Genomic DNA, 19,251 nt, shown 5'->3' with positions numbered 1-19,251 from the left:
CCAGGCGCCGTCCTGGAGCATGGCTCTTTGGGTTGCTTATCGCGCTGGCCACGTCCTGCTCTACCGCCGCCGCACCAGTTGCGGCAGGCGCGCCAATCGAAGGCGCCGCTTGCCCGCGCAACGACGCGCTGGGCACCTCGCGTATTCTCGAGGTCGATGCCGCGAGTTTCCCGCGCGTCGGTTTGAAGAGCTTTCCGCAGACCTTGCCGCTGCAGGACAAGGAGGTCGTGCTGACCTTCGACGACGGCCCCTGGCCGCCGACGACGCGGAAGGTGTTGCAGGCGCTGGCGCAGGAATGCGTGCACGCAACCTTCTTCCTGATCGGCAGGTCCGCGTCCGAATTTCCGGACCTGGTGAAGCGGATCGCCGCCGAGGGGCACACGATCGGCCATCACACCTGGTCGCATCCGAGCCTGAAGCGCATTCCGCCCGACGAGGCCGCGGCCCAGATCGAACGAGGGATCGCAGCGGATGAAAAGGCGCTTCACGGTGTTGCGAGCCCAACGCCATCGACCCCGTTCTTCCGCTTTCCGGGTTTCGAATCCACACCCGCAACGCTCGATCTACTGCAATCGCACGGCATCCTTGTGTTCGGGGCTGATCTCTGGGCGAGCGACTGGCAAGAGCTGACGGCGCAGCAGGAACTAGCCCTGCTGATCAAGCGCCTCAAGGCGGCTCAGAAAGGCATCATCCTTCTGCACGATACCAAAGCCAGGACCGCCGCCATGCTGCCGGCCTTTCTGCGCTATCTGCGGGAGAACGGCTACCGCGTGGTGCAGGTGGTGGCTGCGGACCAGCAGAAGTCACGGGCCGCCGACATGAGCCGGGCGCCCTGATCTGACATCTTTGTGAAACTTGGACGGTTAATGCTGTATTCATCCCACGAGGTGCAGTCATAGATATTTGGCGTGGGAATACGGACGGTGCGTGATGGTCGGTAAGGGTTCGTTTGGCGTCCGGATCGGAGCTTGGGTCGCCCTTTGCGTTGGGTTCGCCTGGCTCCCCGCGCAAGCCGCTGTCGCGGCCGAATGCCCGGGCCATCCCGATGCGATCGGCACGGAGCGAACCATCGTGGTCGACCCGCGGGAGCACCCGCGCATCGGCACCATGCAATATCCCGAAACGCTACCGCTGCGCGACCATGAGGTGGTGCTCACTTTCGACGACGGACCGCTGCCGCGTCACAGCAACCAGATTCTGCAGATCCTCGCCGATAATTGCGTGAAGGCGACGTTCTTCCTGATTGGCCAGCAGGCCCGTGCCAATCCGGAAGGCGTGCGCAAGCTGGTGGCGGCCGGCCACTCCTTCGGCACGCACAGCCAGACCCATCCGCTGACTTTCGAGAAGATGTCGGACGAGCGCGTCAGGCAGGAGGTCGACGAGGGGATTGCATCCGTCACGGCGGCACTGAGCGATCCCAACGCTCTTGCGCCCTTCTTCCGCGTTCCCGGCCTGTTGCGCGCCAAGAACGTTGAGGACTACCTGGCTTCCAAGGGCATTCAGGTCTGGAGCGCGGACTTTGTCGCCGACGATTGGCGCCACATCCCGCCGGCGCGCGTCTATCAGCTTGCGATGAAGCGGCTGGAGCAGAAGCACAAGGGTATCCTGCTGCTGCATGATATCCAGGCCCGCACGGCTGCCGCACTGCCTATGATCCTGCATGAGATGAAAGCGCGCGGCTATCACATCGTACACGTCGTGCCGGCAACGCCTGAGCAGCCGGCAACGCCAACCGAGCCGCAAGACTGGCACATGCGCCCAACACCCGAGGCCATGCCGGTTGCCGGGGGGGCGAAGCTTCCGACTTTCGTCTTCAGCGAGGCGGAACGCCTGGTGGCACCGTCGTCTGATTTCGGTACGCTTGACGGCAAACTGCTGCTGAGCGGCGAACCGTTGGACCGGGTCAAACGGCCGATCGAAGCCACCACTTGGCCGAACCCGACGGCACAGCCGGCGAACACTGCTGCAACGACGCTCCCGGCGCCGTCGGAAAGCCTGTTCGAGATCCCCGAGAAAGCGCAGACGCCGCTGGCGACGGCTGCAGCCGAGACACCGCAGGCAGCCGCTGCAAATGCGGCGCGAACAGCCTTCGCCCGCGCCGCTGGCTCGCAGAAGCGCGTTGCCCGTGGCGGCAAGGCTGAGCCGAAGGCACAGGTGCGTGGCGAGAAGGGCGTGCGGCACCCGGTGAAGGTGGCCAGCCTCAAGAAACGCGAACGCTAGGATCAGCCTTCGAAGCGATCAGCCCGATAGGCCGAGACGTCCACGCTCGGCGTCTCGCCGCTCATCAGTTCGGCCAGCAGTCGCCCCGTTACCGGTCCCAGGGTAAAGCCCTGATGGCCGTGCCCGAAATGCATCCACAGCCGCTTGTGCCGAGAGGCAGGTCCCAAGACCGGCAGCATGTCGGGCATGCATGGCCGGGTGCCGAACCACGGCTCGGCTTCGACCGGCCGCCCCAGATCGATGATTTGGCGCGCTGCCTGCTCCGCGCGTGCAAGCTGCACCGGCGTTGGTTTTTCGTCGGGCATCGCAAGCTCGGCCCCGGTAATGATGCGCAGGCCGTTTTTCATCGGCGCTATCACATAGCCGGAAGCCACATCGCGCAACGGCAGACGCAGCGTGCTGCCGCCTGCATAGTGCCGGTGATAGCCGCGCTTGCGGACCATCGGAATCCGGTAACCGAATTTTCGCAAGGCGTTCGGCGACCACGGTCCCAGCGCGACCACGACGGCCTCAGCGTCGATGCGCCCATCGCGGGCTGTGACCGACCAAACGCCGTTGCGTTCGGTTAGCGTGGCGGCGTCACCGTGCACGATCGTCCCGCCTGAACGTTCAAACAGCTTGGCATAGGCCGCAACGAGCCCACCGGGGTCGGAAACAGTCCACGGTTCCAGCCAATGCAACCCGCCTAGGCCGGCATCGATCAGGCCCGGCTCGGCCTGTTTGAGCTCGTGCGCCGTCAAAACGCTGAACTTCACGCCGTGAACCGCATGCAGGGCCTCGGCCGCAGCGACCTCAGCGTCGAATGCAGACTGCTCGCGGTAGAGCACGCGAAAACCCTCGCGGCGCACCAGCGCGCCTGCCCCGGCCTCGCCGATCAGATCTTCATGCTCCCGCGCGGCACGGCTGATGATCTCGGCATAGGCCGCCGAGATTCGATCATGCCGCCCCGGTGCCGAGTGCCACCAGTAGCTGAGCAGCGGGCCGAGATGATGATGCAGCGTCGCCATCCGATAGCGCACGTCATTGGTTCGGCCGGTTGCGATCCGCTGCAAAGAGCGCCAGTCCCGCGGCATCGGATAAGGCCGCAACGCCTCACTCTGGATGATCACGGCATTGCCATAGCTGGTCTCCTGTCCCGGCGGCTTGCGGTCGACGAGCGCCACCGACCAGCTGCGACGCCGCAAATGGAGCGCGGTGGCCACCCCGACCATCCCGCTGCCCAGAACGATCGCGCTTCTCATGGCAGAAAGTCCAGTTATCCCGCTGTCCGCGCCGAGCGGCCCGCTAATCCAGTTCGAAAGCCGAGCTGTAATCCTGCTTGAGCGCAGGATCTTGCTCCGATTTCTTCAGCACGCAATTGCCCACGACGAGCAGATCGAGCTCATTTCCCATGAAACAGCGGAAGGCGTCTTCCGGCGTGCACACGATCGGCTCGCCCCGCACGTTGAAGCTGGTGTTGACCAGGACCGGACAGCCGGTCAGCGCCTTGAATTGCGTGAGCAGTCGATGGAACAGCGGATTGGTGGCGGCACTCACCGTCTGGATGCGGGCGGAATAATCGATATGGGTCACGGCGGGGATGTCCGAGCGCGCGACATTGAGCTTGTCGATGCCGAACAACGCCTGTTCTGCCGCCGTCATCGCGCGCCGCTTCTCGCGCCTGACGTCGGCGACGATCAACATATAAGGACTGTCGGAATCGAGCTCGAACCAATCGGCGACGTCCTCACGCAGCACCGCGGGAGCAAAGGGGCGGAAGCTCTCGCGATACTTAACCTTGAGATTGAGGTTCTTCTGCATGGTCGGCGAGCGTGGATCGCCAAGGATCGAGCGCGCGCCAAGCGAGCGCGGGCCGAATTCCATGCGGCCCTGAAACCAGCCGACCGCGAGCTGATCGGCCAGCGCTTGCGCGGTCGCCGCGATCATCTCGTCTTCGCGCAGCACCGCGAAGCGCGCCCCCGCTTGGCCGAGCCTGCGCTCGATCTCCTCTTGCGAAAATTGCGGCCCTAAAAACGCGCCCGACATCCCGTCGCCAGTCGGAATCGGACGCGGCTGGCCCTTGAACTGATGATAAGCGGCGAGCGCCGCACCGACCGCGCCGCCCGCATCGCCCGCCGCGGGCTGAATCCAGATCCGCTCGAATTTGCCGTCACGCAGCACTTTGCCATTGGCGACGCAGTTCAGCGCAACGCCCCCGGCCAGGCACAGGTTGCGCGCGCCAGTCTGGCTCGCGAGACTGCGCGTCAGCCGCAGCACGGCCTCGTCCAGCACTGCCTGGATGGAGGCGGCAACGTCCATGTGAAACGAGGTCAACAGCTCGTCGGGCGCCCGCACCGGTTTACCGAACAGTTTTGCAAACCGCTCGTTGGTCATGGTGAGACCGGTGCAATAGTCGAAATAACACATGTCGAGCCGGAACGAGCCGTCCGGCTTCAGGTCGATGAGGTGATCCAGAATGAGCTGCGCATATTTGGGCTCGCCGTAGGGCGCGAGTCCCATCACCTTGTACTCGCCGGAATTGACCTTGAACCCGGTGTAGTACGTGAGCGCCGAATAAAGCAGCCCGAGCGAATGGGGAAAGTGAATCTCCTGGAAGATCTCGAGCCGGTTGCCTTCGCCCATCGCTGCCGACGTCGTCGCCCACTCGCCGACGCCGTCCATCGTGAGCACCGCGGCCTTGTCGAAAGGCGAAGGAAAGAAAGCGGATGCCGCGTGGCTCAGATGATGTTCGGTGAAGAGCAGCTTTTCAGGCGCAATCTCTTCGTCGAACTCTTTTAGATGCTTTCGCAACAGACTCTTCTGGAACAGCTTTTCCTTCAGCCACAGCGGCATCGCCATCTGGAAGGAACGGAAGCCTTGCGGCGCCAGCGCAATATAGGTCTCGAGCAGCCGCTCGAATTTCAAGAACGGCTTATCGTAGAACGCGACGTGATCGATCTCGGCGAGCTTCGCACCTGCCGTTTCCAGGCAGTAGCGGATTGCGTGTCTCGGGAAAGACGGATCGTGCTTCTTGCGGGTAAAGCGCTCCTCCTGGGCGGCCGCGACAATGCGGCCATCCTCAACCAGCGCTGCAGCGCTGTCGTGGTAAAAGGCGGAGATGCCGAGAATGCGCATTTAGAACAGCGTGTAGATGAACGGGGCGAACACGGTTCCCTTGGTCAGCACCACGAGGCCGCCGAACACGACCATCATCGCGAGGATCGGCAACAGCCAGAATTTCTTGCGCACGCGCATGAAGCGCCACAATTCGGCGAGAAAATCCGTCATCAAAACTGGTCTCTCATGGTCTCAGGCGCGGGCCCCGGTGGGCGCGCGATCCAGTAGGTCGCAGCGTCGGGATCACGTCGCAAGCGCAACAAGTCCCTGCCCCGCATCCGCATCACAAGCCCGGTGGGAAGGATGGTGCCGTAGAACAAGAGCCCCATCACGATCGGGTTGACGATCCTGTGCAAAAGCAGTCCGAGCTTCATCCACAGGCGGTTGATCGGATGGAGCGCGGACGGCCGCAGCCACGCCGCAATGAGGAACAATGCGCCGGCGAGCGAAGACCACGGCCAGAGCCGCCCGTAATGCCAGCCGTTCAGGAGGCTGACGGCCGCGAGCGCACCCGCCATGGCGAGCCCAAAGGTCCGGTCTGAGCCGGGCTCTGTGACTTCCTCGCGGATAAAACTCTCGTGGGTTGACTGCTTCATCGAAAATTGTCGATACGACCTCACACGTTCGCGGGCTGCTTTATCAGGTGCGAGCCGTCAGGTCGCGGATTTTTTCAGCCCATTTCGGCCGGACGAACATGGTCCTGAACGACCAAACTGAGGCAAAATGCAGGAATTGACGCCCGATAAGCCGCTTTCGCATACCCCAGGCCGGTCTTGGGCCGGTGCGATCAGGCGCGCCTTCGCGCCAAAGCAGGTGCTGCTCAATACGGCCATGGTGCTTTACTGCCTCGGGTTGTTTCTTATCTTCGATTTTGCCTATTCGGCCTACACGACGGGTCAGGAGCGCGCCCGGATGGCGCGCGTCGCCGACCCGATCTACGATCACGGCTTTGCGCCCAATTTCGACGGCTATGACATCTGGGGCGAAGCGCGTTATCGGCTGATCACCGACAATCTCGGCTTCAAGGATTCCTCAACGCGCGAGGTGCCGCTGAAGGCCACCTCTCGCCGCATCCTCATCATCGGCGATTCCTTTGCGGAAGGAATCGGCATGCCCTTTGAGAATTCCTTTGCCGGACTCTTGCAGCAAGCCGGTCAGTCACGGGCCGACAAGGTCGAATTCCTCAACGCCGGCGTCGCCTCCTACTCGCCCACGATCTACTATCACAAGATAAAATACCTGCTCGATCGCGGCCTCACTTTCGATGAGGTGGTGCTGTTCTCCGACAGCTCCGACGTCGAGGACGAAGCGACCTCCTATTTCTGCATCGACGATAATCCAAGATATCGCGCGTTCTGCACCACGCCGCCCGGCGCGACGCCGCCGCCTGCGATCAAGCGCGATTTCTTCATGGACCACTTCGTTATCACCAACCGCGTGCGTATCATCCTCAAGCGGTGGATCCTGGCAAAGCTGGGCAACCGCCGCCACGCGATCGAAAACGATCACAACAGGATCGGCTGGACCACCCCCCATCCTGATCCGGCCAGGTACAAACCGCTCGGCGTCGAAGGCGGTATCGCGCGCTCATTGGAAAACATGCAAAAGCTGTCCGACCTCTTGAAGAGCCGCGACATTCCCTTGACCATCGTGGTCTATCCCTGGGCGCAGCAGATCGCGCAGGACGACCGTGACAGCAAGCAGGTCACGCTGTGGCGCGATTTCTGTCCCGGCCGCTGCAAGGCCTTCATCAACCTGTTTCCGGTGTTCTTTGCCGCCGCCGACCGCGACAGGGATTGGTACGAGCACCTCTACATCCTCGGCGACGACCATTTTTCCGCGGCCGGAAACCGCATGATGTATGAGGAGCTGGCCAAGCGGTTGCTCAATTGAGCAGCTGCTCAGTCGGAAGGGCGTCCCCAACTCCCTCGTCGTCGCCCGGCCTGACCGGGGCGACCCAGTATTCCCGAGACCGTTGTGTTAAAGTCAGACGGCGCGTACTGGATCTCCCGCCGGAGCCTGTCATCGGGCGGCGCATTCGCGCCGCCCCGTTGGCGGGGAATGACGGTCGGGCTTGGGATTGCGGTGGGTTCTTCGCGCTTCCGCGAAACTCATCGCCTCGGCCGGCGGACGGCCCTCACCTTGCCGCTGTTGCCACCGCCGCAGAAGAACTGGTCGCCGCCGTCGGATTCGAGCCCGGAGACGCCGATGCCGGGCGGCATATCGAGCCGCTCCAGCACCTCGCCGGTCTGCGGATCTATTCGCCGCACATCGCTCTCGTCACCTTCCCAGGTGCCGTGCCAAAGCTCGCCCTCGACCCAGGTCACGCCGGTGACGAAGCGATTGGTCTCGATGGTGCGAAGAATCCTCCCCGTTTCGGGATCGATCTGATGGATCTTGCGATCCCGATACACGCCCACCCAGAGCGCCCCCTCGGCCCAGGCGAGCCCGGAATCTCCGCCGGCGCCAGGCGCAGGGATGGTGGCGAGCACCCGTCCGCTCTTCGGATCGATCTTCTGGATGCGATCCTCGGCGATCTGAAACAGGTGCCGGCCGTCGAAAGCCGTTCCTGCATGTGCTGCGACATCGATCGAGCGTTGCATGGTCCCGCTCGCCGGGTCCAACGCGCTCAGCCTGTCCCCAGTCGCGAACCAGACCTGCTCGCCGTCATAGGTGACTCCATGCACCTTTTCGACACCCGGAAAAGGCCCATATTCGCGGATGATTTCGGCCGCCGCTCTCTTCATGTTTCGATCCTCGCCAGGAGTTTGATGGCGCGATCCTAGTCCGCGGGCAGAGGAGCCGGGAGTAACAAGGTGGTCGCGAATCCGGGCACGGGCGGGGTCACCCACCGGCGCGCGCGGCCGCGGCCAAAGAATTGCACCTTGCCGGCTGCGGCAAGCTCGTCGAGCGAGCGCTGCACGGTCCGCTGGCTGGCACCAAGCGCCAGCGCCAGTGCGGAGCTCGACCAGGACTCGCCGTCGGCGAGAAAAGCGAGCACCGCCGCGTGCGCCTCTTCGACCGGCCGCGCCAGCACGATCACCTTGCGCGCACTGCGCGGCACCAGTGCAAAGCCTTCCCTCGTCGCGCTGATATCGGCGAACGTGCGAAGAACGCGGCGAAGCCGCCCGATTTCCACGCGCAGCCGCGCGCGATGCGATTCATCGGCGTGCTTTCCTCGGAAAGCTCGGGCGACCAGCGTGCCCCTGGGCACGTCATTCGGCCAAGCTTCGGCCAAGGCGCGCGCGAGTGCAAACAACACCGGACGCGTCGTCAGCGAGATCACCTTGGTCGCATCACGTACGGCATGGCGACATGCGTCCACGACGAGCGCGTCCGATGCCAGCAATCTCTCGACCTCCTCGAGCAGAAGCGGTCGCGCCTCGCCATTGGCAATCAGTCGCGCCGCGGGCGTGTTCAGCACGAGGGACGCGCCTTCGACCTCGGCGATCAACGCCGGGATGGCCGCGTGCCGCGCGGCGCGCTCGGCCCGCACGAGCGCTTCGCGCGCCGCTTTCGTCCGGAGGCGTCGCATTGCGATCCCGGCAACGACCAGTTCATGGACGGCTCGTGAGGCCGGCGGCAACGGCGTGGGGTCGAGTACGGCAAGCCGGCGCTCGGCCTCGTCGAGATGTCCGATCAGGAGCAGGCGCCGGACCTCGAGATACCGCGCATGGGCGGCATTGACGCGATCGCCGTGCGCTTCGAGCGTCGCCTGCGCCGCATCGAGCGCTTTCGCCGAAAATCCCAGGTCGCGCGAAACCAGCGCGATCTCGGCCTCGGCCACCACGCACCGCGCCCGGGCGACCGCCTCTTTCGGACTGAACGCACGCGTCGCGATTCGCAGCAGGGCCTTGGCGCGAACGAGATCGCCGAGCTGCGCCATCGCGATGCCGCGAAGCGCGAGCGCAGGCGCATCGTCGCGCAACGCGACCCGCTTCAGCGCACCCAGGGGATCACCCGCCGCGAGCGCCCGGCCCGCGGCCGTGATGAGCGAGTCCATTTGAATCCCGCCACACTTGTCACTCTCACCGCTGCTCGGTCCTAGTCTATCTCACGGCCACAAACCAGTACGTCCTAGCGAGGAGGCCATCATGGTCGACTGGACGGCCACTCAACGTGAAACTGCAGGTGCCTGCGCCAGAAGCGGCAATGGCACCGCCCTTGGCGCGGCCGACTGGCTCTCTCTGGCGGCGGCCCCGACCTTCGCAACGATGGCGCTGCTGACGTCTGTTCTTGGTGGTGGCGCAACGGACATGCTCTGCACGAGCGCACATGCCTCGCCCCTAAGCGGAATGGTGCCGATGTACCTGCTGATGAGCGCCTTCCATTTGGCGCCCTGGCTGAAATTCGTCTCGCGGCGACGCGCTGCGAGGATGCGGAATCATGTTTAGCATCAGGGCGAGCAAAGGCGCGTCAGCAACGTGTCCACCCATTCGCATTGCAGATCGGGATTGGTGGGCACGCTTGCGGTTTGCCCACCCTGCTCGGCTACTCGGCCCCCGTTGGTCCCACTCAATCCGTCACGATCTTGGCGACGCAGAGCAGCACTACGAGCGCCAGAAAGAACAGGTCCATGTAGGCCTTCAGCTCGTTGTCACGGCGCAGCACGCTGACATCCTGAATGGTCTGCTTGCGCAGCGGCGAGACTGCACCGCCGTCGGTGATCAGAGAGACGAGCTTGCGTCCCTCCGCCTCCAGCCGTTCGATCCGCTGGTAGAAGAAGAATGAGCGCACGGCAGAGACGGCGCGCAGGCCGGCATAGATCAACACGAGGAGCGCGAGGACCGCGCGGTTGTTGTATTTCTCGATGTAGTTCAGGCTGAAATAGACCGAGGCCAGCAACGCGAAATCAGTGACGAAGTGGTAGACGAAGCTCAGGAATCGCATGGGTGCCCCGTGGCGGTAGGTGTTTCGTCTCTCGTTCGTGCGCGAAGTCTTGCCTTCCGGACGCAGGGCCGGAACAGCCGCAGTCAGTCCCACTCTTAATCGGGCTTACGCCACTGTTGTAACAGCAGGGCAACGGAAGTGAGGTCCGGCAGCGTTTGTCCCCCCGCGCAGCGAACCGGCGCCGCCATTTAGGCGCACGAGCGAGCCGCTTTCAACCCCGATTCCGAATGCTTCATCCCGAACGGTATATGATTCCTCTATTCGGCTTCCTGCGGACCGGCCGCGCCCTTGGCAAATCCCCCGATTTCTCCGCACAAAGCAACGTGGCAGCGAACACCGGATCGGGCTACAATGGGCCTTGCCACAGCATGTGGAGTGCGCCGATGCCCAGAAAGGGAATCACGGGCCACGACGAATGGGTCGTCACCGAAGCCTTGGCAACCGCCTTCGTTGCGCTGGAACAGCTCCCGTCGAAGCACCAGCCGCGGGCCCACATGGAGGACATCAGGAAGCTGCTCGCCAACGGCCGGGAGCCGGCGACCGTCCGCCTGCATCTGGCGCAAGCCAAATGCCGGCTCAACCCTCACCTTAACCCCTTGAGCATCTACGAGGAATACGGCATCAGCAGCGACCTTTACGGCTGAGGCCTGCGTCGCCCTCACGTTTCGCTGCTCCGGGCGAACCGAGGTATGGCCATGCTGCCAGGCGCTATCCGCCCTGGAGCGCGGAGAGGCCGCTTCAATAGCTTGCCAGGACATGGGAGAGGCCGGCGGCTCGAAGGCAAGGCACGATCTCGACATCACGTCCGACGACATTTGCGTCAGACACGGCAGCAGCTTCGGCTCACCCACCGGCGGGTTACGCACACCTTCCGCGGCCGCCCGCAGTTTGCGCGGTTTGGCCGAAGCCCCCATCTTTTGCCATGACTTTCCGTTGCGGAGAACGGCTATGAAAGCGTTTTTATTGGGTTGCGCAGCCGCGATCGTGATCGCGGCGATCGGCGTTGTTGTCCTGAACCAAGTTCAAGAACCGGTCCAGCAGGCCTTTGCGACGAGCGCAGTGCGCCTCTGATCAGCCGATGAAATCGACCCGCCTATTCCGCTGGCGTGGCGGCCGGTTGCCGTCGCGCATCATTGGCACCGGTGCGCGCGTTCTCCTCTTCGAGCCACAGGCTGTGGTGCTCCTTGGCCCAGTTCATGTCCACGGTACCCGATCCCATTGCTTCGAAGGCACCTTCCATTCCGATCGTGCCGATGTAGATATGAGCCAGCATCGCCGCTATGAACAGAACCGCGACGACGGAGTGGACAACTTGCGCGAGTTGCATCCCTTCAATGCCTGACAGGTAGAAGGGAAACATGAGCTGATATCCGCTGGCCGCAACCAGACCGCCGCCGATGACTACGATCCAGTAAATCGCCTTCTGGCCGGCATTAAAGCGGTAGGCCGGCGGCTGATCGTGTCCGATGATGCCGCCGCCTCGCTTGAGCCAATCGACATCAACCTTGTTTGGGATATTCCCGGCGAGCCACATCAGGAAGATCAGCACGACGCCGATCGTGAAGGGGAAGCTCAGATAGTTGTGAGCGTACTTCGCCCATTGCGACCATTCGGAAAACGCCTCGAAGCCGATCAGCGGCAGCAGCAAAGGCCGGCCGAAGGTGATGTTCAGCCCCGAAATCGCGAGCACGATGAAACAGGTCGCCGTCATCCAGTGCACGAAACGCTCAAAGGTCGTGAAGCGCACGATGGTCCGACCGGAACGTCCGCTTTCGAGCCGAACCATGCCGCGGGTGAGATAAAAGATCAGGAGCACGGCCAGCATGCCCAGGATCGCAATTCCGCCGACCCAGCGCAGCGCTACTGTCCGAAATTCACGCCACTCGCGCCCGGCCGGCTGCACGAGGACGCTGGAACGCTGATCGGGAATGCTGACGCGCCCCTGTATTCGGTCGAACTCCCGGAGAAGCTGCTGCTCCCTCACGGAGCTCGCGGTCGGATTGACCTGATCCTGCTGGGCGATGGATGGTGTTGACGCCGTCAGAATCAACAGAAATGCCAACGCGCCGACAGTCAAAGAAATCAACCGCTCGAAAGAGGCCATGAACTCCTCCCGATAGCTTGCGCGCTTCGCATGCCGCGCCGCCTCAAGACTCGATGGTTTCGCGATACGCGGTTTTCCAGCCCCAGGCGCCAGAGCCGTAACCGCGTTTCATGACGCGCTCCTTGTAGATCTGGGCGATGACTTCACCGTCACCGGCGAGCAACGACTTGGTCGAGCACATCTCGGCGCAGAGCGGCAATTTGCCCTCGGCGAGACGGTTCGCCCCGTACTTCTCGTATTCTTCCTTGCTGCCATCGGCCTCGGGACCGCCGGCGCAGTACGTGCATTTGTCCATTTTGCCGCGCGAGCCGAAATTACCGATCTTTGGATATTGCGGCGCACCAAACGGACAGGCATAGAAGCAATAGCCGCAGCCGATGCACAGATCCTTGGAGTGAAGCACGACACCGTCGGCCGTCGTGTAGAAGCAGTTCACCGGGCAGACCGCCGCGCAGGGCGCGTCCGTACAATGCATGCAGGCCATCGTGACGGATCGCTCGCCCGGCTTGCCGTCGTTGATGGTAACGACGCGGCGCCGGTTGATGCCCCAGGGCACTTCGTGCTCGTTCTTGCAGGCGGTCACGCACGCATTGCACTCGATGCACCGGTCGGCGTCGCAGAGAAATTTCATCCGAGCCATGTACGTTGCTCCTCTCAAGCCGCGACGATCTGACAGAGCGTAACCTTGGGCTCTTGCATGCCGGTCGCGGGATCATAGCCGTAGGTCGTGATCGTGTTTGCGCTCTCGCCGAGCACGATCGGGTCGGTACCCGCGGGATAGTTCTTGCGCAGATCGTTGCCGCCGAACCAGCCGCCGAAGTGGAACGGCATCCAGGCAACCCCTTTCCCGACCCGTTCAGTGACCAGCGCTTTCATCCTGGCGCGCGAGTTGTTTTCGGCGCCGCTCACCCAGACCCAGCCGCCGTCCTTGATGCCGCGATCAGCGGCATCAGACGGATTGATCTCGATGAACATGTCCTGCTGCAGTTCGGCGAGCCACGGATTGGTGCGCGTCTCCTCGCCACCGCCCTCATATTCCACGAGGCGACCAGAGGACAGGATCAGCGGAAATTGCTTGGCGATCCCTTTGTCTACTGCAGCCTTCTGCACCGAGAAGCCGATGTTGGGCACGCGGAACTGCTTTGCGTCAGGCAAGGTCGGATACTTTGCGACCAATTCGACGCGCGGGGTGTAGATCGGCTCGCGATGGACCGGAATGGGATCCGGCAAGCCGAACGCATTCATGCGTGCCTTGCCGTTGCCGTAAGGCACACAGCCATGCATCAGTGCAACGCGCTGGATGCCCCCCGACAGGTCGAGCGACCAGGAGACCGTATCGGGGTTGGCAGGATTGACCCTGGTGATGGTGGCCATCTCGGCCTCGGTCAGCTCCTTGTCCCAGCCGAGCTTCTTCAGCACCGCGAGCGTGAACTCGGGATAGCCGTCCTGAATCGCCGAACCCTTTGAATACGAGCCCTCTGCCAACAGGCTGACCTTCCGTGTGGTGCCGTCGGGCAGCTTCTCCTCGCGCTCGAGACCGAAGCGCGGCCGGAACGTGCCACCGCCATCCATCACATGGAGATTGGTATTGTAGAGCAGCGCCGATCCGGGATGCTTTATCTCAGGCGTGCCCCAGCATGGCCACGGCAGCCCGTAATAGTCGCCTCCGACTTCCGGATCGTCCTTGGGTGCGCGCATGGTCACCAGGTCGAATTTGGCCTGGTTCTTCATATGTGCCTTGAGCCGCTCCGGCGACTGGCCGCAATAGCCGGTCGACCAGCTACCGCGATTCATCTCGCGCAGCACGTCCTCGGCCTCGGGGAGATTGTTCTCGACCTTGATGTTTTTGAACATCTTGTCTGCAAAACCGAACTTCTTCGCCATCAGATAGATCAGCTCAAGGTCATCCTTGCATTCGAACACCGGTTTGACGATCTGCTCACCCCATTGCAGCGAGCGGTTTGAGGCGACCCGCGATCCCTTGCACTCGAACTGAGTAGCGATGGGGAGAAGATAGAGACCATCTTTGCGCCCGGCCTCGACCGAGAGCGACGTCCATGTCGTTGGATGCGGGTCGGCGACCACCAGCAGTTCGAGCGCCTTCAGTCCCTTTAGAGATTCGGGAATGCGCGTGATGCTGTTGCTGGCGTGTCCCTGTACGAACACCGCCTTGATATTGTCCTGCTGCGCGACATCTGTCCTCGGCAGGATCGTGGCATCGAACCAGCGGGTCAGCGGAATACCTGGCGTTTCCATCTGCTTCTTATCGCTGAAGCGCGAGGCCAGATAATCGTAATCGACTTCCCAGACCCGCGCCCAGTGCTTCCAGGCGCCTTCGGCAAGGCCGTAGTAGAACGGCAGCGTCACGATATCGAGACCCACGTCCGTTGCGCCCTGGACGTTGTCGTGGCCACGGAAGATGTTTGCGCCCGTGCCCGGCTTGCCCACGTTTCCAGTAAGCAAAAGCGCAATGCAACTCGTTCGCACATTGGCCGTGCCGACCGTGTGCTGCGTCTGGCCCATGCACCAGATCAGTGTCGAAGGCTTCTCTGTGGCGAACATCTTGGCGACCCGCTCGAGCTGAGCAGGCGGCACCCCGCTGACGCGCTCGACCTCGTCCGGCGTCCACTTCTCGACTTCCTTGCGAAGATCGTCAAAGCCATAGACGCGTTGCCGAATGAACTCCCGGTCCTCCCAGCCGTTCTTGAGAACGTGCCACATCATCCCGTAGAGCACGGGGATGTCGGTGCCGGGCCGCAACCGCACATATTCGGTCGCATGCGCCGCGGTCCTCGTCAGACGCGGGTCGACAACGATGAAATTGGCCCTATTCAACTCCTTTCCTTCGAGCAGATGCTGCAACGATACAGGATGGGCCTCCGCCGGATTTCCGCCCCAGATGATCAGGGTCTTCGAATTTCTGATGTCATTGAAGCTGTTGGTCATGGCGCCGTAGCCCCATGTATTGGCTACGCCCGTGACTGTCGTCGAATGGCAGATGCGCGCCTGATGGTCGGTGTTGTTGGTGCCCCAGAACGCGCCTAGCTTGCGGAAGAGATAGGCGCCCTCGTTCGTCATCTTGGCTGATCCGAGCCAGTAGACGGAATCCGGGCCGGACTTCTCGCGAACCTGCATCAACTTGTCGCCGATCTCATCGATGGCAGTGTCCCAGGAGACACGCGACCATTGACCGCCGGAAAACTTCATCGGGTAGCGCAGACGGCGCTCGCTGTGCACCAGTTCACGTACCGACGCTCCCTTGGCGCAATGCGATCCCCGATTGATTGGAGAATCCCAGCTCGGCTCCTGACCAATCCATACCCCGTTCAACACTTCCGCCGTCACCGTGCATCCGACCGCGCAATGCGTACAGACGTTCTTGCGAACGGTCGCACCTGCAGACAGTGGGCCGGCGACGGCGGCGTCCGCTTTGCGGACACCTCCGATCGGCAATGTCCCCAGTGCAGCCAGCGCGCCTCCGGCGAGGCCGGAACGCCGCAGGAATGCGCGGCGGTCAAGTCCGCCGACCTGCCCGGACAGGGTGGCCGCGACGGATCCACGCGATGCGGCTTCGGAACGCTCTGTTCTCTTGATCAGCACCGCAACCTCCCTCAATCCGGATAACGGTTGACGCGATAGTACTTCTTCACATGGTCGGTTTCTTTGTAGCGCGCCTTCCGTTTCTCATCGTTGGTCTCGCTGTCTGCCCGCGCGGGCGCGAGCAAGGGCGTTGCCAGCGTCGCGCTTGCGCCAACTGTGCCGATGCCGACCTTGCGGAGGAAATCGCGGCGGCCGACGGTCGTTTGCTTCTCGTCCTTCATCGCATTCCTCCTCAACCGGTACATTGGTCAGTTGGCGAACGTAAAAGCCTCAGCTTCGATTTCCAGAAACACGCGTCCAAGTGTTCCGACCGCGCGGTAGAATTTGGCGTTTTCGGCCTTGTCCAAATCAGCGAAAAAATGTCCCAGCCAGCGGGACAGATGTTTCTCGAAGAAGGCGCGCTGCGCGTCCGGGGACGCGAGGAAGCGACCAGCCGCAAGCCCGGCCATGACCTCGCATAAGGTCGCCGCATGATCCTCGGGTTCGGCATTGGTCTCGACCCGCTTGATGCCGAGCGCGGCAAGATCCTCGCGCAAGCGAGACAGCGGGCGCTCGTTGAGAAAGCCGGTCAGATAATAGGATGCGTAGGGCAGCAATTCGCCACGGCCTACTCCGACGAACAAATCAAAATATTCGCGCTCAACCTCGGTTGCGACCGCGCGCGCCGCCGCTTCCGCGAGGGCCGCATGGGCGCGCCCCAGCGGCGTCGCATCGTGGCGCAGTTGCGCGATCTGTTCGAGCAACGCACGCGATGGCGCGGAGGCGAGCAACGTTGCGAGCAACGCATATTCCTGCGCTCGCGCGGCATCGAGCGGATCAACAGCATGATCCGCCGCCGCTGACTCACCAAAGAGATCGGGACGAAGCACCTTGCGCGGCACGCCCGTCGCGGCTTCCACGGCGACCACCCGCTCCGCAGGCACCCTGTTCCAGTTGGAAACGGAAGGCTGCGCAATACCAATCTTGCGGGCAAGCTGGGCTACGCCGCCTGCTGCATCGATAGCGCGATTGAGGCCCGCATCGCGCACGTGGACCTCCCCATCCAAGGTGCCAAGCGCTTGATTAGCTTTGCGCAATCAAGACTAGGAGCGAGTTGGGGAACGGTCAATCAAGAGGCATAGCCCGAGACTATATCATTTGGTCGCAGTCTACCGAGGCAACGCGCCGCCATGCGTGCGTCGCCAGGGGAGATTTCCCTCGCTCTCTCCCGGCTCGCCCTGCATCGCACACGTTCGTTGCGATGCAGCAGAGCTTGGCTGCTGTTCGGCCGAGATGGACGCGCTGGATGGTTGAGGCTCCCCAGTCACTTCCGCCGGCTCTGACGCTTGCCGGAGTTCGCCCGATTGTTCGGCCGCCTCGGTGGATGACTCCGAGATGCTTTCAGCCGCCTGCGCGACGCCGCCGACAATGCGGTGAACGAGGGCGGCTAGCTGCTCCGCCGAAAAGTCGAGCGGACCAAAGCCAGGCATCGCGTCCGGGTCGTTGAAATCCCAGGCATTCTCTGCGAGCCCCACAAAATCGCGGATGGCAGGATCGCTGCTCCAGGCTCGACGAAGCGCCGCGCGGCTCAACTCCTGCGGAATGCCCTCGCGCAGAAACGCGGTGATGTCGGTGGCCGCGTCGATAGAATCGACTGGCGGCAAACTCGCAAGATCCAATTCCGGATCGGAAACCTCTTCCGCAGCACCGGCCGATGATGCCGGCTGCCGCGCCTCAACGGGCTTCTCGGACTGTGGCACAGCCTGACCGGCCCTCGCCTCCTGCTTGCGACGAGACCAGCGCGCGAGAAAATCATCGCCGCTCATTCTCGCCCATCCTCACGGCGCCGTCGCGCCAGCGCCTCTGGATCGGCCCGGCGCCGCTCGCGCTTGACGAATTGCCTTTCAACGTGGTGCTCGGCAACAAAACTTTCAATCGTCTGATGCAGAGCCTCAGGCATCGGCACTGCCTCGACCAGATTGGCGGCGGCTTCGGTGAACGCCTCGCCCTCGGCCGGGTCCGCGGTGACGGCCGAAACGGCGTAAGGCCAGGCGCCCTCGGAAGGGCTCAATACGATCCAGATGCTCGGTGCGCCGCTGGCAAGATTGTCGCGGTATCGCTCGGTCTCCGATCGATAAAGATCGACCGTCGCACTGCCGGCATAAAAGAGCGTCGCCTCGCGCTGCTCGCGTATGACCGTCCAGGGCGTCATCGCGGGCTCATCCGGCAGCACGCCGATACCGCGCCAGATGAATTCGATCCACGGAGACCCCGATTTGCGACGCTCGACCACGACGCCAACGGGAATGCGCTGCAACGGCGGGGCGGCGAGAGTCACGCTGTCGCCTCCGGATGCTTGATCGGCAACCCCGTCAAGAGATTCTGCGGTTTCATTCGCACCAGCCGATCGGATGTCATTGCCAATATCAAGTAGACCGGCTCGTGATCGAGAGTATCGGCCGCCAGGTCGGCGTCACCAAAGGTGAGCCGGAACAGCGCAAGCACGCGGCCGGCAGTGCGGTCGTCGAGAGGTTCACCATGCCAGAGCCGGTCGCCGATGCGGGACGCCTCGGCGTCGAGCCCGACATACCAGGTGAGCCTTGCATCGCGCAGCTCTGTTATCGGCTCGATCGTGACATCGATCCCCAGCAGGTGAGAAATCAAATGCGTCATCGCTTCCGCGATCGCTGCTCGTCCTTGTCCAGTTCCGCTGAGGTCAAGCGCCATGTCGAACTGATCGCTGCGCTGCCAATAGCTGTCGGCGTTCTCTTCGCTGAGAACGTCGATCTCGCCATCGACGGTTGCGCCGAGCATGGACATCAGCGACATAACCGGAGTCGCGGTGCGGCCGCCGATCATCTCATCATCTGCCAGAAGCAGCGAATGTTCGTGCGTAATGAGCCGCTGCTGCCGGAAGAACAGCTCACCCGCGCGCAACGTGAACGGATCGTCGCAGCCGTCCAATGCGTTGCGCAGGATCACGTGAACGAGTTGATCGAGGAACAGCGGCGGCAAATTGACCGAGGCGGAACGGATCAACGCGAGATAGGCCGCCTCCAGGGTCGGATGACGCAGCAAAAGGTCGCGGAACGCGAGCACGAACTGCCAATTCTCCCGCGCGTCGGCATCCGCCATTGCTGCCAGTTCGTCAGCGCCGACCGCCATGCGCGGATTGTCCAGCAGGTCCCGGTGTAACCTGCGCTCGACGGGACAGGCATCATCAGGCAGCCTCAGTTCGGGACGCACGAAATAGGCTTTCAGAAATTCGTCCGTGACCACAAGCCCGCCGCTCGCATCACGATCGAGCAAGTGGTGACCGCTCGCGATCCAGAAATCTCTCATCGGCGCGATTGCTCCCGGCT

General features: G+C 62.9%; 21 protein-coding genes. 6 read left to right on the top strand and 15 right to left on the bottom strand.

Annotation, left to right across the window (positions count from 1 at the left end; translation table 11 throughout):
- Nucleotides 1–32 precede the first annotated feature (32 nt).
- Together F758_RS0115225 and F758_RS0115220 are read left to right on the top strand one after the other, a co-directional pair.
- A complete protein-coding gene (locus F758_RS0115225) occupies nt 33–836 on the top strand; it encodes a polysaccharide deacetylase family protein (RefSeq protein WP_024508654.1) in 804 nt (267 codons plus the stop codon).
- A gap of 94 nt (nt 837–930) precedes the next feature.
- The gene (locus F758_RS0115220; RefSeq protein WP_024508653.1) at nt 931–2,220 is read left to right on the top strand and encodes a polysaccharide deacetylase family protein; all 1,290 of its coding nucleotides are present in this window, start codon (nt 931–933) and stop codon (nt 2,218–2,220) included.
- A 2-nt stretch (nt 2,221–2,222) separates the two neighbouring features.
- On the opposite strand, the gene F758_RS0115215 is transcribed toward F758_RS0115220, so the two are convergent.
- From F758_RS0115215 to F758_RS0115200, 4 genes are read right to left on the bottom strand one after another with little or no spacing between them, the layout of a single operon-like run.
- Nucleotides 2,223–3,461 carry an NAD(P)/FAD-dependent oxidoreductase gene (locus F758_RS0115215; protein ID WP_024508652.1) on the bottom strand — a complete coding sequence of 413 codons (1,239 nt, stop codon included), beginning with the start codon at nt 3,459–3,461 and terminating at the stop codon, nt 2,223–2,225.
- A gap of 43 nt (nt 3,462–3,504) precedes the next feature.
- Nucleotides 3,505–5,334, bottom strand: coding sequence for a carbamoyltransferase family protein (locus F758_RS0115210; protein WP_024508651.1), 1,830 nt, complete (start codon nt 5,332–5,334; stop codon nt 3,505–3,507).
- Complete coding sequence (locus tag F758_RS50845; RefSeq protein WP_198026499.1) at nt 5,335–5,487, bottom strand: DUF5989 family protein; 153 nt, start codon at nt 5,485–5,487, stop codon at nt 5,335–5,337.
- Nucleotides 5,487–5,912, bottom strand: coding sequence for a hypothetical protein (locus F758_RS0115200; RefSeq protein ID WP_024508650.1), 426 nt, complete (start codon nt 5,910–5,912; stop codon nt 5,487–5,489). The genes F758_RS50845 and F758_RS0115200 overlap by 1 nt, the downstream gene beginning before the upstream one ends.
- A 127-nt stretch (nt 5,913–6,039) precedes the next feature.
- Here F758_RS0115200 and F758_RS0115195 point away from each other — a divergent pair, with 127 nt between their 5' ends.
- Nucleotides 6,040–7,209, top strand: coding sequence for an SGNH/GDSL hydrolase family protein (locus tag F758_RS0115195; protein WP_024508649.1), 1,170 nt, complete (start codon nt 6,040–6,042; stop codon nt 7,207–7,209).
- Between the two features lie 218 nt (nt 7,210–7,427).
- Here the strand turns inward: F758_RS0115195 and F758_RS0115190 are convergent, their stop codons facing one another.
- Together F758_RS0115190 and F758_RS0115185 are read right to left on the bottom strand one after the other, a co-directional pair.
- On the bottom strand, nt 7,428–8,063 hold the full coding sequence (locus F758_RS0115190; RefSeq protein WP_024508648.1) for a Vgb family protein: 636 nt from the start codon (nt 8,061–8,063) through the stop codon (nt 7,428–7,430).
- Between the two features lie 35 nt (nt 8,064–8,098).
- A complete protein-coding gene (locus F758_RS0115185) occupies nt 8,099–9,319 on the bottom strand; it encodes a hypothetical protein (protein ID WP_024508647.1) in 1,221 nt (406 codons plus the stop codon).
- A 91-nt stretch (nt 9,320–9,410) separates the two neighbouring features.
- Between F758_RS0115185 and F758_RS0115180 the strand changes: the two genes are divergently transcribed.
- The gene (locus F758_RS0115180; protein ID WP_024508646.1) at nt 9,411–9,710 is read left to right on the top strand and encodes a hypothetical protein; all 300 of its coding nucleotides are present in this window, start codon (nt 9,411–9,413) and stop codon (nt 9,708–9,710) included.
- A 121-nt stretch (nt 9,711–9,831) separates the two neighbouring features.
- Here F758_RS0115180 and F758_RS0115175 read toward each other — a convergent pair whose 3' ends face one another.
- Nucleotides 9,832–10,206 (bottom strand): hypothetical protein, encoded by a 375-nt coding sequence (locus F758_RS0115175; RefSeq protein ID WP_024508645.1) that lies wholly within the window; start codon nt 10,204–10,206, stop codon nt 9,832–9,834.
- Nucleotides 10,207–10,589: 383 nt separating this feature from the next.
- Between F758_RS0115175 and F758_RS0115170 the strand changes: the two genes are divergently transcribed.
- Both F758_RS0115170 and F758_RS44045 read left to right on the top strand, forming a co-directional pair.
- Nucleotides 10,590–10,850: a hypothetical protein gene (locus F758_RS0115170; RefSeq protein ID WP_024508644.1), complete on the top strand. Its 261-nt coding sequence runs from the start codon at nt 10,590–10,592 to the stop codon at nt 10,848–10,850.
- 112 nt (nt 10,851–10,962) lie between these two features.
- The gene (locus F758_RS44045; protein WP_035722057.1) at nt 10,963–11,277 is read left to right on the top strand and encodes a hypothetical protein; all 315 of its coding nucleotides are present in this window, start codon (nt 10,963–10,965) and stop codon (nt 11,275–11,277) included.
- 22 nt (nt 11,278–11,299) lie between these two features.
- On the opposite strand, the gene F758_RS0115160 is transcribed toward F758_RS44045, so the two are convergent.
- The 8 genes from F758_RS0115160 to F758_RS0115125 all read right to left on the bottom strand — a co-directional run bounded on the left by F758_RS0115160 (nt 11,300) and on the right by F758_RS0115125 (nt 19,231).
- Entirely contained in the window at nt 11,300–12,310 is a 1,011-nt protein-coding gene (locus tag F758_RS0115160; protein WP_024508643.1) for a formate dehydrogenase subunit gamma, read from the bottom strand.
- Nucleotides 12,311–12,353: 43 nt separating this feature from the next.
- Nucleotides 12,354–12,950 (bottom strand): formate dehydrogenase FDH3 subunit beta, encoded by a 597-nt coding sequence (gene fdh3B / locus F758_RS0115155; protein ID WP_024508642.1) that lies wholly within the window; start codon nt 12,948–12,950, stop codon nt 12,354–12,356.
- A 14-nt stretch (nt 12,951–12,964) separates the two neighbouring features.
- Nucleotides 12,965–15,910 (bottom strand): formate dehydrogenase subunit alpha, encoded by a 2,946-nt coding sequence (locus F758_RS0115150; RefSeq protein ID WP_024508641.1) that lies wholly within the window; start codon nt 15,908–15,910, stop codon nt 12,965–12,967.
- An 11-nt stretch (nt 15,911–15,921) separates the two neighbouring features.
- Complete coding sequence (locus F758_RS0115145; RefSeq protein ID WP_024508640.1) at nt 15,922–16,131, bottom strand: twin-arginine translocation signal domain-containing protein; 210 nt, start codon at nt 16,129–16,131, stop codon at nt 15,922–15,924.
- A 27-nt stretch (nt 16,132–16,158) separates the two neighbouring features.
- Nucleotides 16,159–16,938 (bottom strand): molecular chaperone TorD family protein, encoded by a 780-nt coding sequence (locus F758_RS0115140; RefSeq protein WP_024508639.1) that lies wholly within the window; start codon nt 16,936–16,938, stop codon nt 16,159–16,161.
- A gap of 120 nt (nt 16,939–17,058) precedes the next feature.
- Nucleotides 17,059–17,715 carry a DUF3306 domain-containing protein gene (locus F758_RS0115135; RefSeq protein WP_024508638.1) on the bottom strand — a complete coding sequence of 219 codons (657 nt, stop codon included), beginning with the start codon at nt 17,713–17,715 and terminating at the stop codon, nt 17,059–17,061.
- Nucleotides 17,712–18,227: a DUF3305 domain-containing protein gene (locus F758_RS0115130; RefSeq protein ID WP_024508637.1), complete on the bottom strand. Its 516-nt coding sequence runs from the start codon at nt 18,225–18,227 to the stop codon at nt 17,712–17,714. The genes F758_RS0115135 and F758_RS0115130 overlap by 4 nt, the downstream gene beginning before the upstream one ends.
- The gene (locus F758_RS0115125) at nt 18,224–19,231 is read right to left on the bottom strand and encodes a DUF6352 family protein (protein ID WP_024508636.1); all 1,008 of its coding nucleotides are present in this window, start codon (nt 19,229–19,231) and stop codon (nt 18,224–18,226) included. The genes F758_RS0115130 and F758_RS0115125 overlap by 4 nt, the downstream gene beginning before the upstream one ends.
- Nucleotides 19,232–19,251 lie beyond the last annotated feature (20 nt).

The sequence above is a fragment of the Bradyrhizobium sp. ARR65 genome, assembly GCF_000472385.1.
In the GTDB taxonomy this organism is placed as follows: domain Bacteria; phylum Pseudomonadota; class Alphaproteobacteria; order Rhizobiales; family Xanthobacteraceae; genus Bradyrhizobium.
The sequence above is the reverse complement of the archived record's forward strand: the minus strand, read 5'-3'. Positions and strand labels throughout refer to the sequence as shown.

Excerpts from the sequence above, each read along its gene's own strand:
- F758_RS0115220 (WP_024508653.1), top strand. The coding sequence starts at position 931 with ATGGTCGGTAAGGGTTCGTTTGGCGTCCGGATCGGAGCTTGGGTCGCC.
- F758_RS0115215 (WP_024508652.1), bottom strand. The coding sequence starts at position 3,461 with ATGAGAAGCGCGATCGTTCTGGGCAGCGGGATGGTCGGGGTGGCCACC.
- F758_RS0115210 (WP_024508651.1), bottom strand. The coding sequence starts at position 5,334 with ATGCGCATTCTCGGCATCTCCGCCTTTTACCACGACAGCGCTGCAGCG.
- F758_RS50845 (WP_198026499.1), bottom strand. The coding sequence starts at position 5,487 with ATGACGGATTTTCTCGCCGAATTGTGGCGCTTCATGCGCGTGCGCAAG.
- F758_RS0115200 (WP_024508650.1), bottom strand. The coding sequence starts at position 5,912 with ATGAAGCAGTCAACCCACGAGAGTTTTATCCGCGAGGAAGTCACAGAG.
- F758_RS0115195 (WP_024508649.1), top strand. The coding sequence starts at position 6,040 with ATGCAGGAATTGACGCCCGATAAGCCGCTTTCGCATACCCCAGGCCGG.
- F758_RS0115190 (WP_024508648.1), bottom strand. The coding sequence starts at position 8,063 with ATGAAGAGAGCGGCGGCCGAAATCATCCGCGAATATGGGCCTTTTCCG.
- F758_RS0115185 (WP_024508647.1), bottom strand. The coding sequence starts at position 9,319 with ATGGACTCGCTCATCACGGCCGCGGGCCGGGCGCTCGCGGCGGGTGAT.
- F758_RS0115180 (WP_024508646.1), top strand. The coding sequence starts at position 9,411 with ATGGTCGACTGGACGGCCACTCAACGTGAAACTGCAGGTGCCTGCGCC.
- F758_RS0115175 (WP_024508645.1), bottom strand. The coding sequence starts at position 10,206 with ATGCGATTCCTGAGCTTCGTCTACCACTTCGTCACTGATTTCGCGTTG.
- F758_RS0115170 (WP_024508644.1), top strand. The coding sequence starts at position 10,590 with ATGCCCAGAAAGGGAATCACGGGCCACGACGAATGGGTCGTCACCGAA.
- F758_RS44045 (WP_035722057.1), top strand. The coding sequence starts at position 10,963 with ATGGGAGAGGCCGGCGGCTCGAAGGCAAGGCACGATCTCGACATCACG.
- F758_RS0115160 (WP_024508643.1), bottom strand. The coding sequence starts at position 12,310 with ATGGCCTCTTTCGAGCGGTTGATTTCTTTGACTGTCGGCGCGTTGGCA.
- fdh3B (WP_024508642.1), bottom strand. The coding sequence starts at position 12,950 with ATGGCTCGGATGAAATTTCTCTGCGACGCCGACCGGTGCATCGAGTGC.
- F758_RS0115145 (WP_024508640.1), bottom strand. The coding sequence starts at position 16,131 with ATGAAGGACGAGAAGCAAACGACCGTCGGCCGCCGCGATTTCCTCCGC.
- F758_RS0115135 (WP_024508638.1), bottom strand. The coding sequence starts at position 17,715 with ATGAGCGGCGATGATTTTCTCGCGCGCTGGTCTCGTCGCAAGCAGGAG.
- F758_RS0115125 (WP_024508636.1), bottom strand. The coding sequence starts at position 19,231 with ATGAGAGATTTCTGGATCGCGAGCGGTCACCACTTGCTCGATCGTGAT.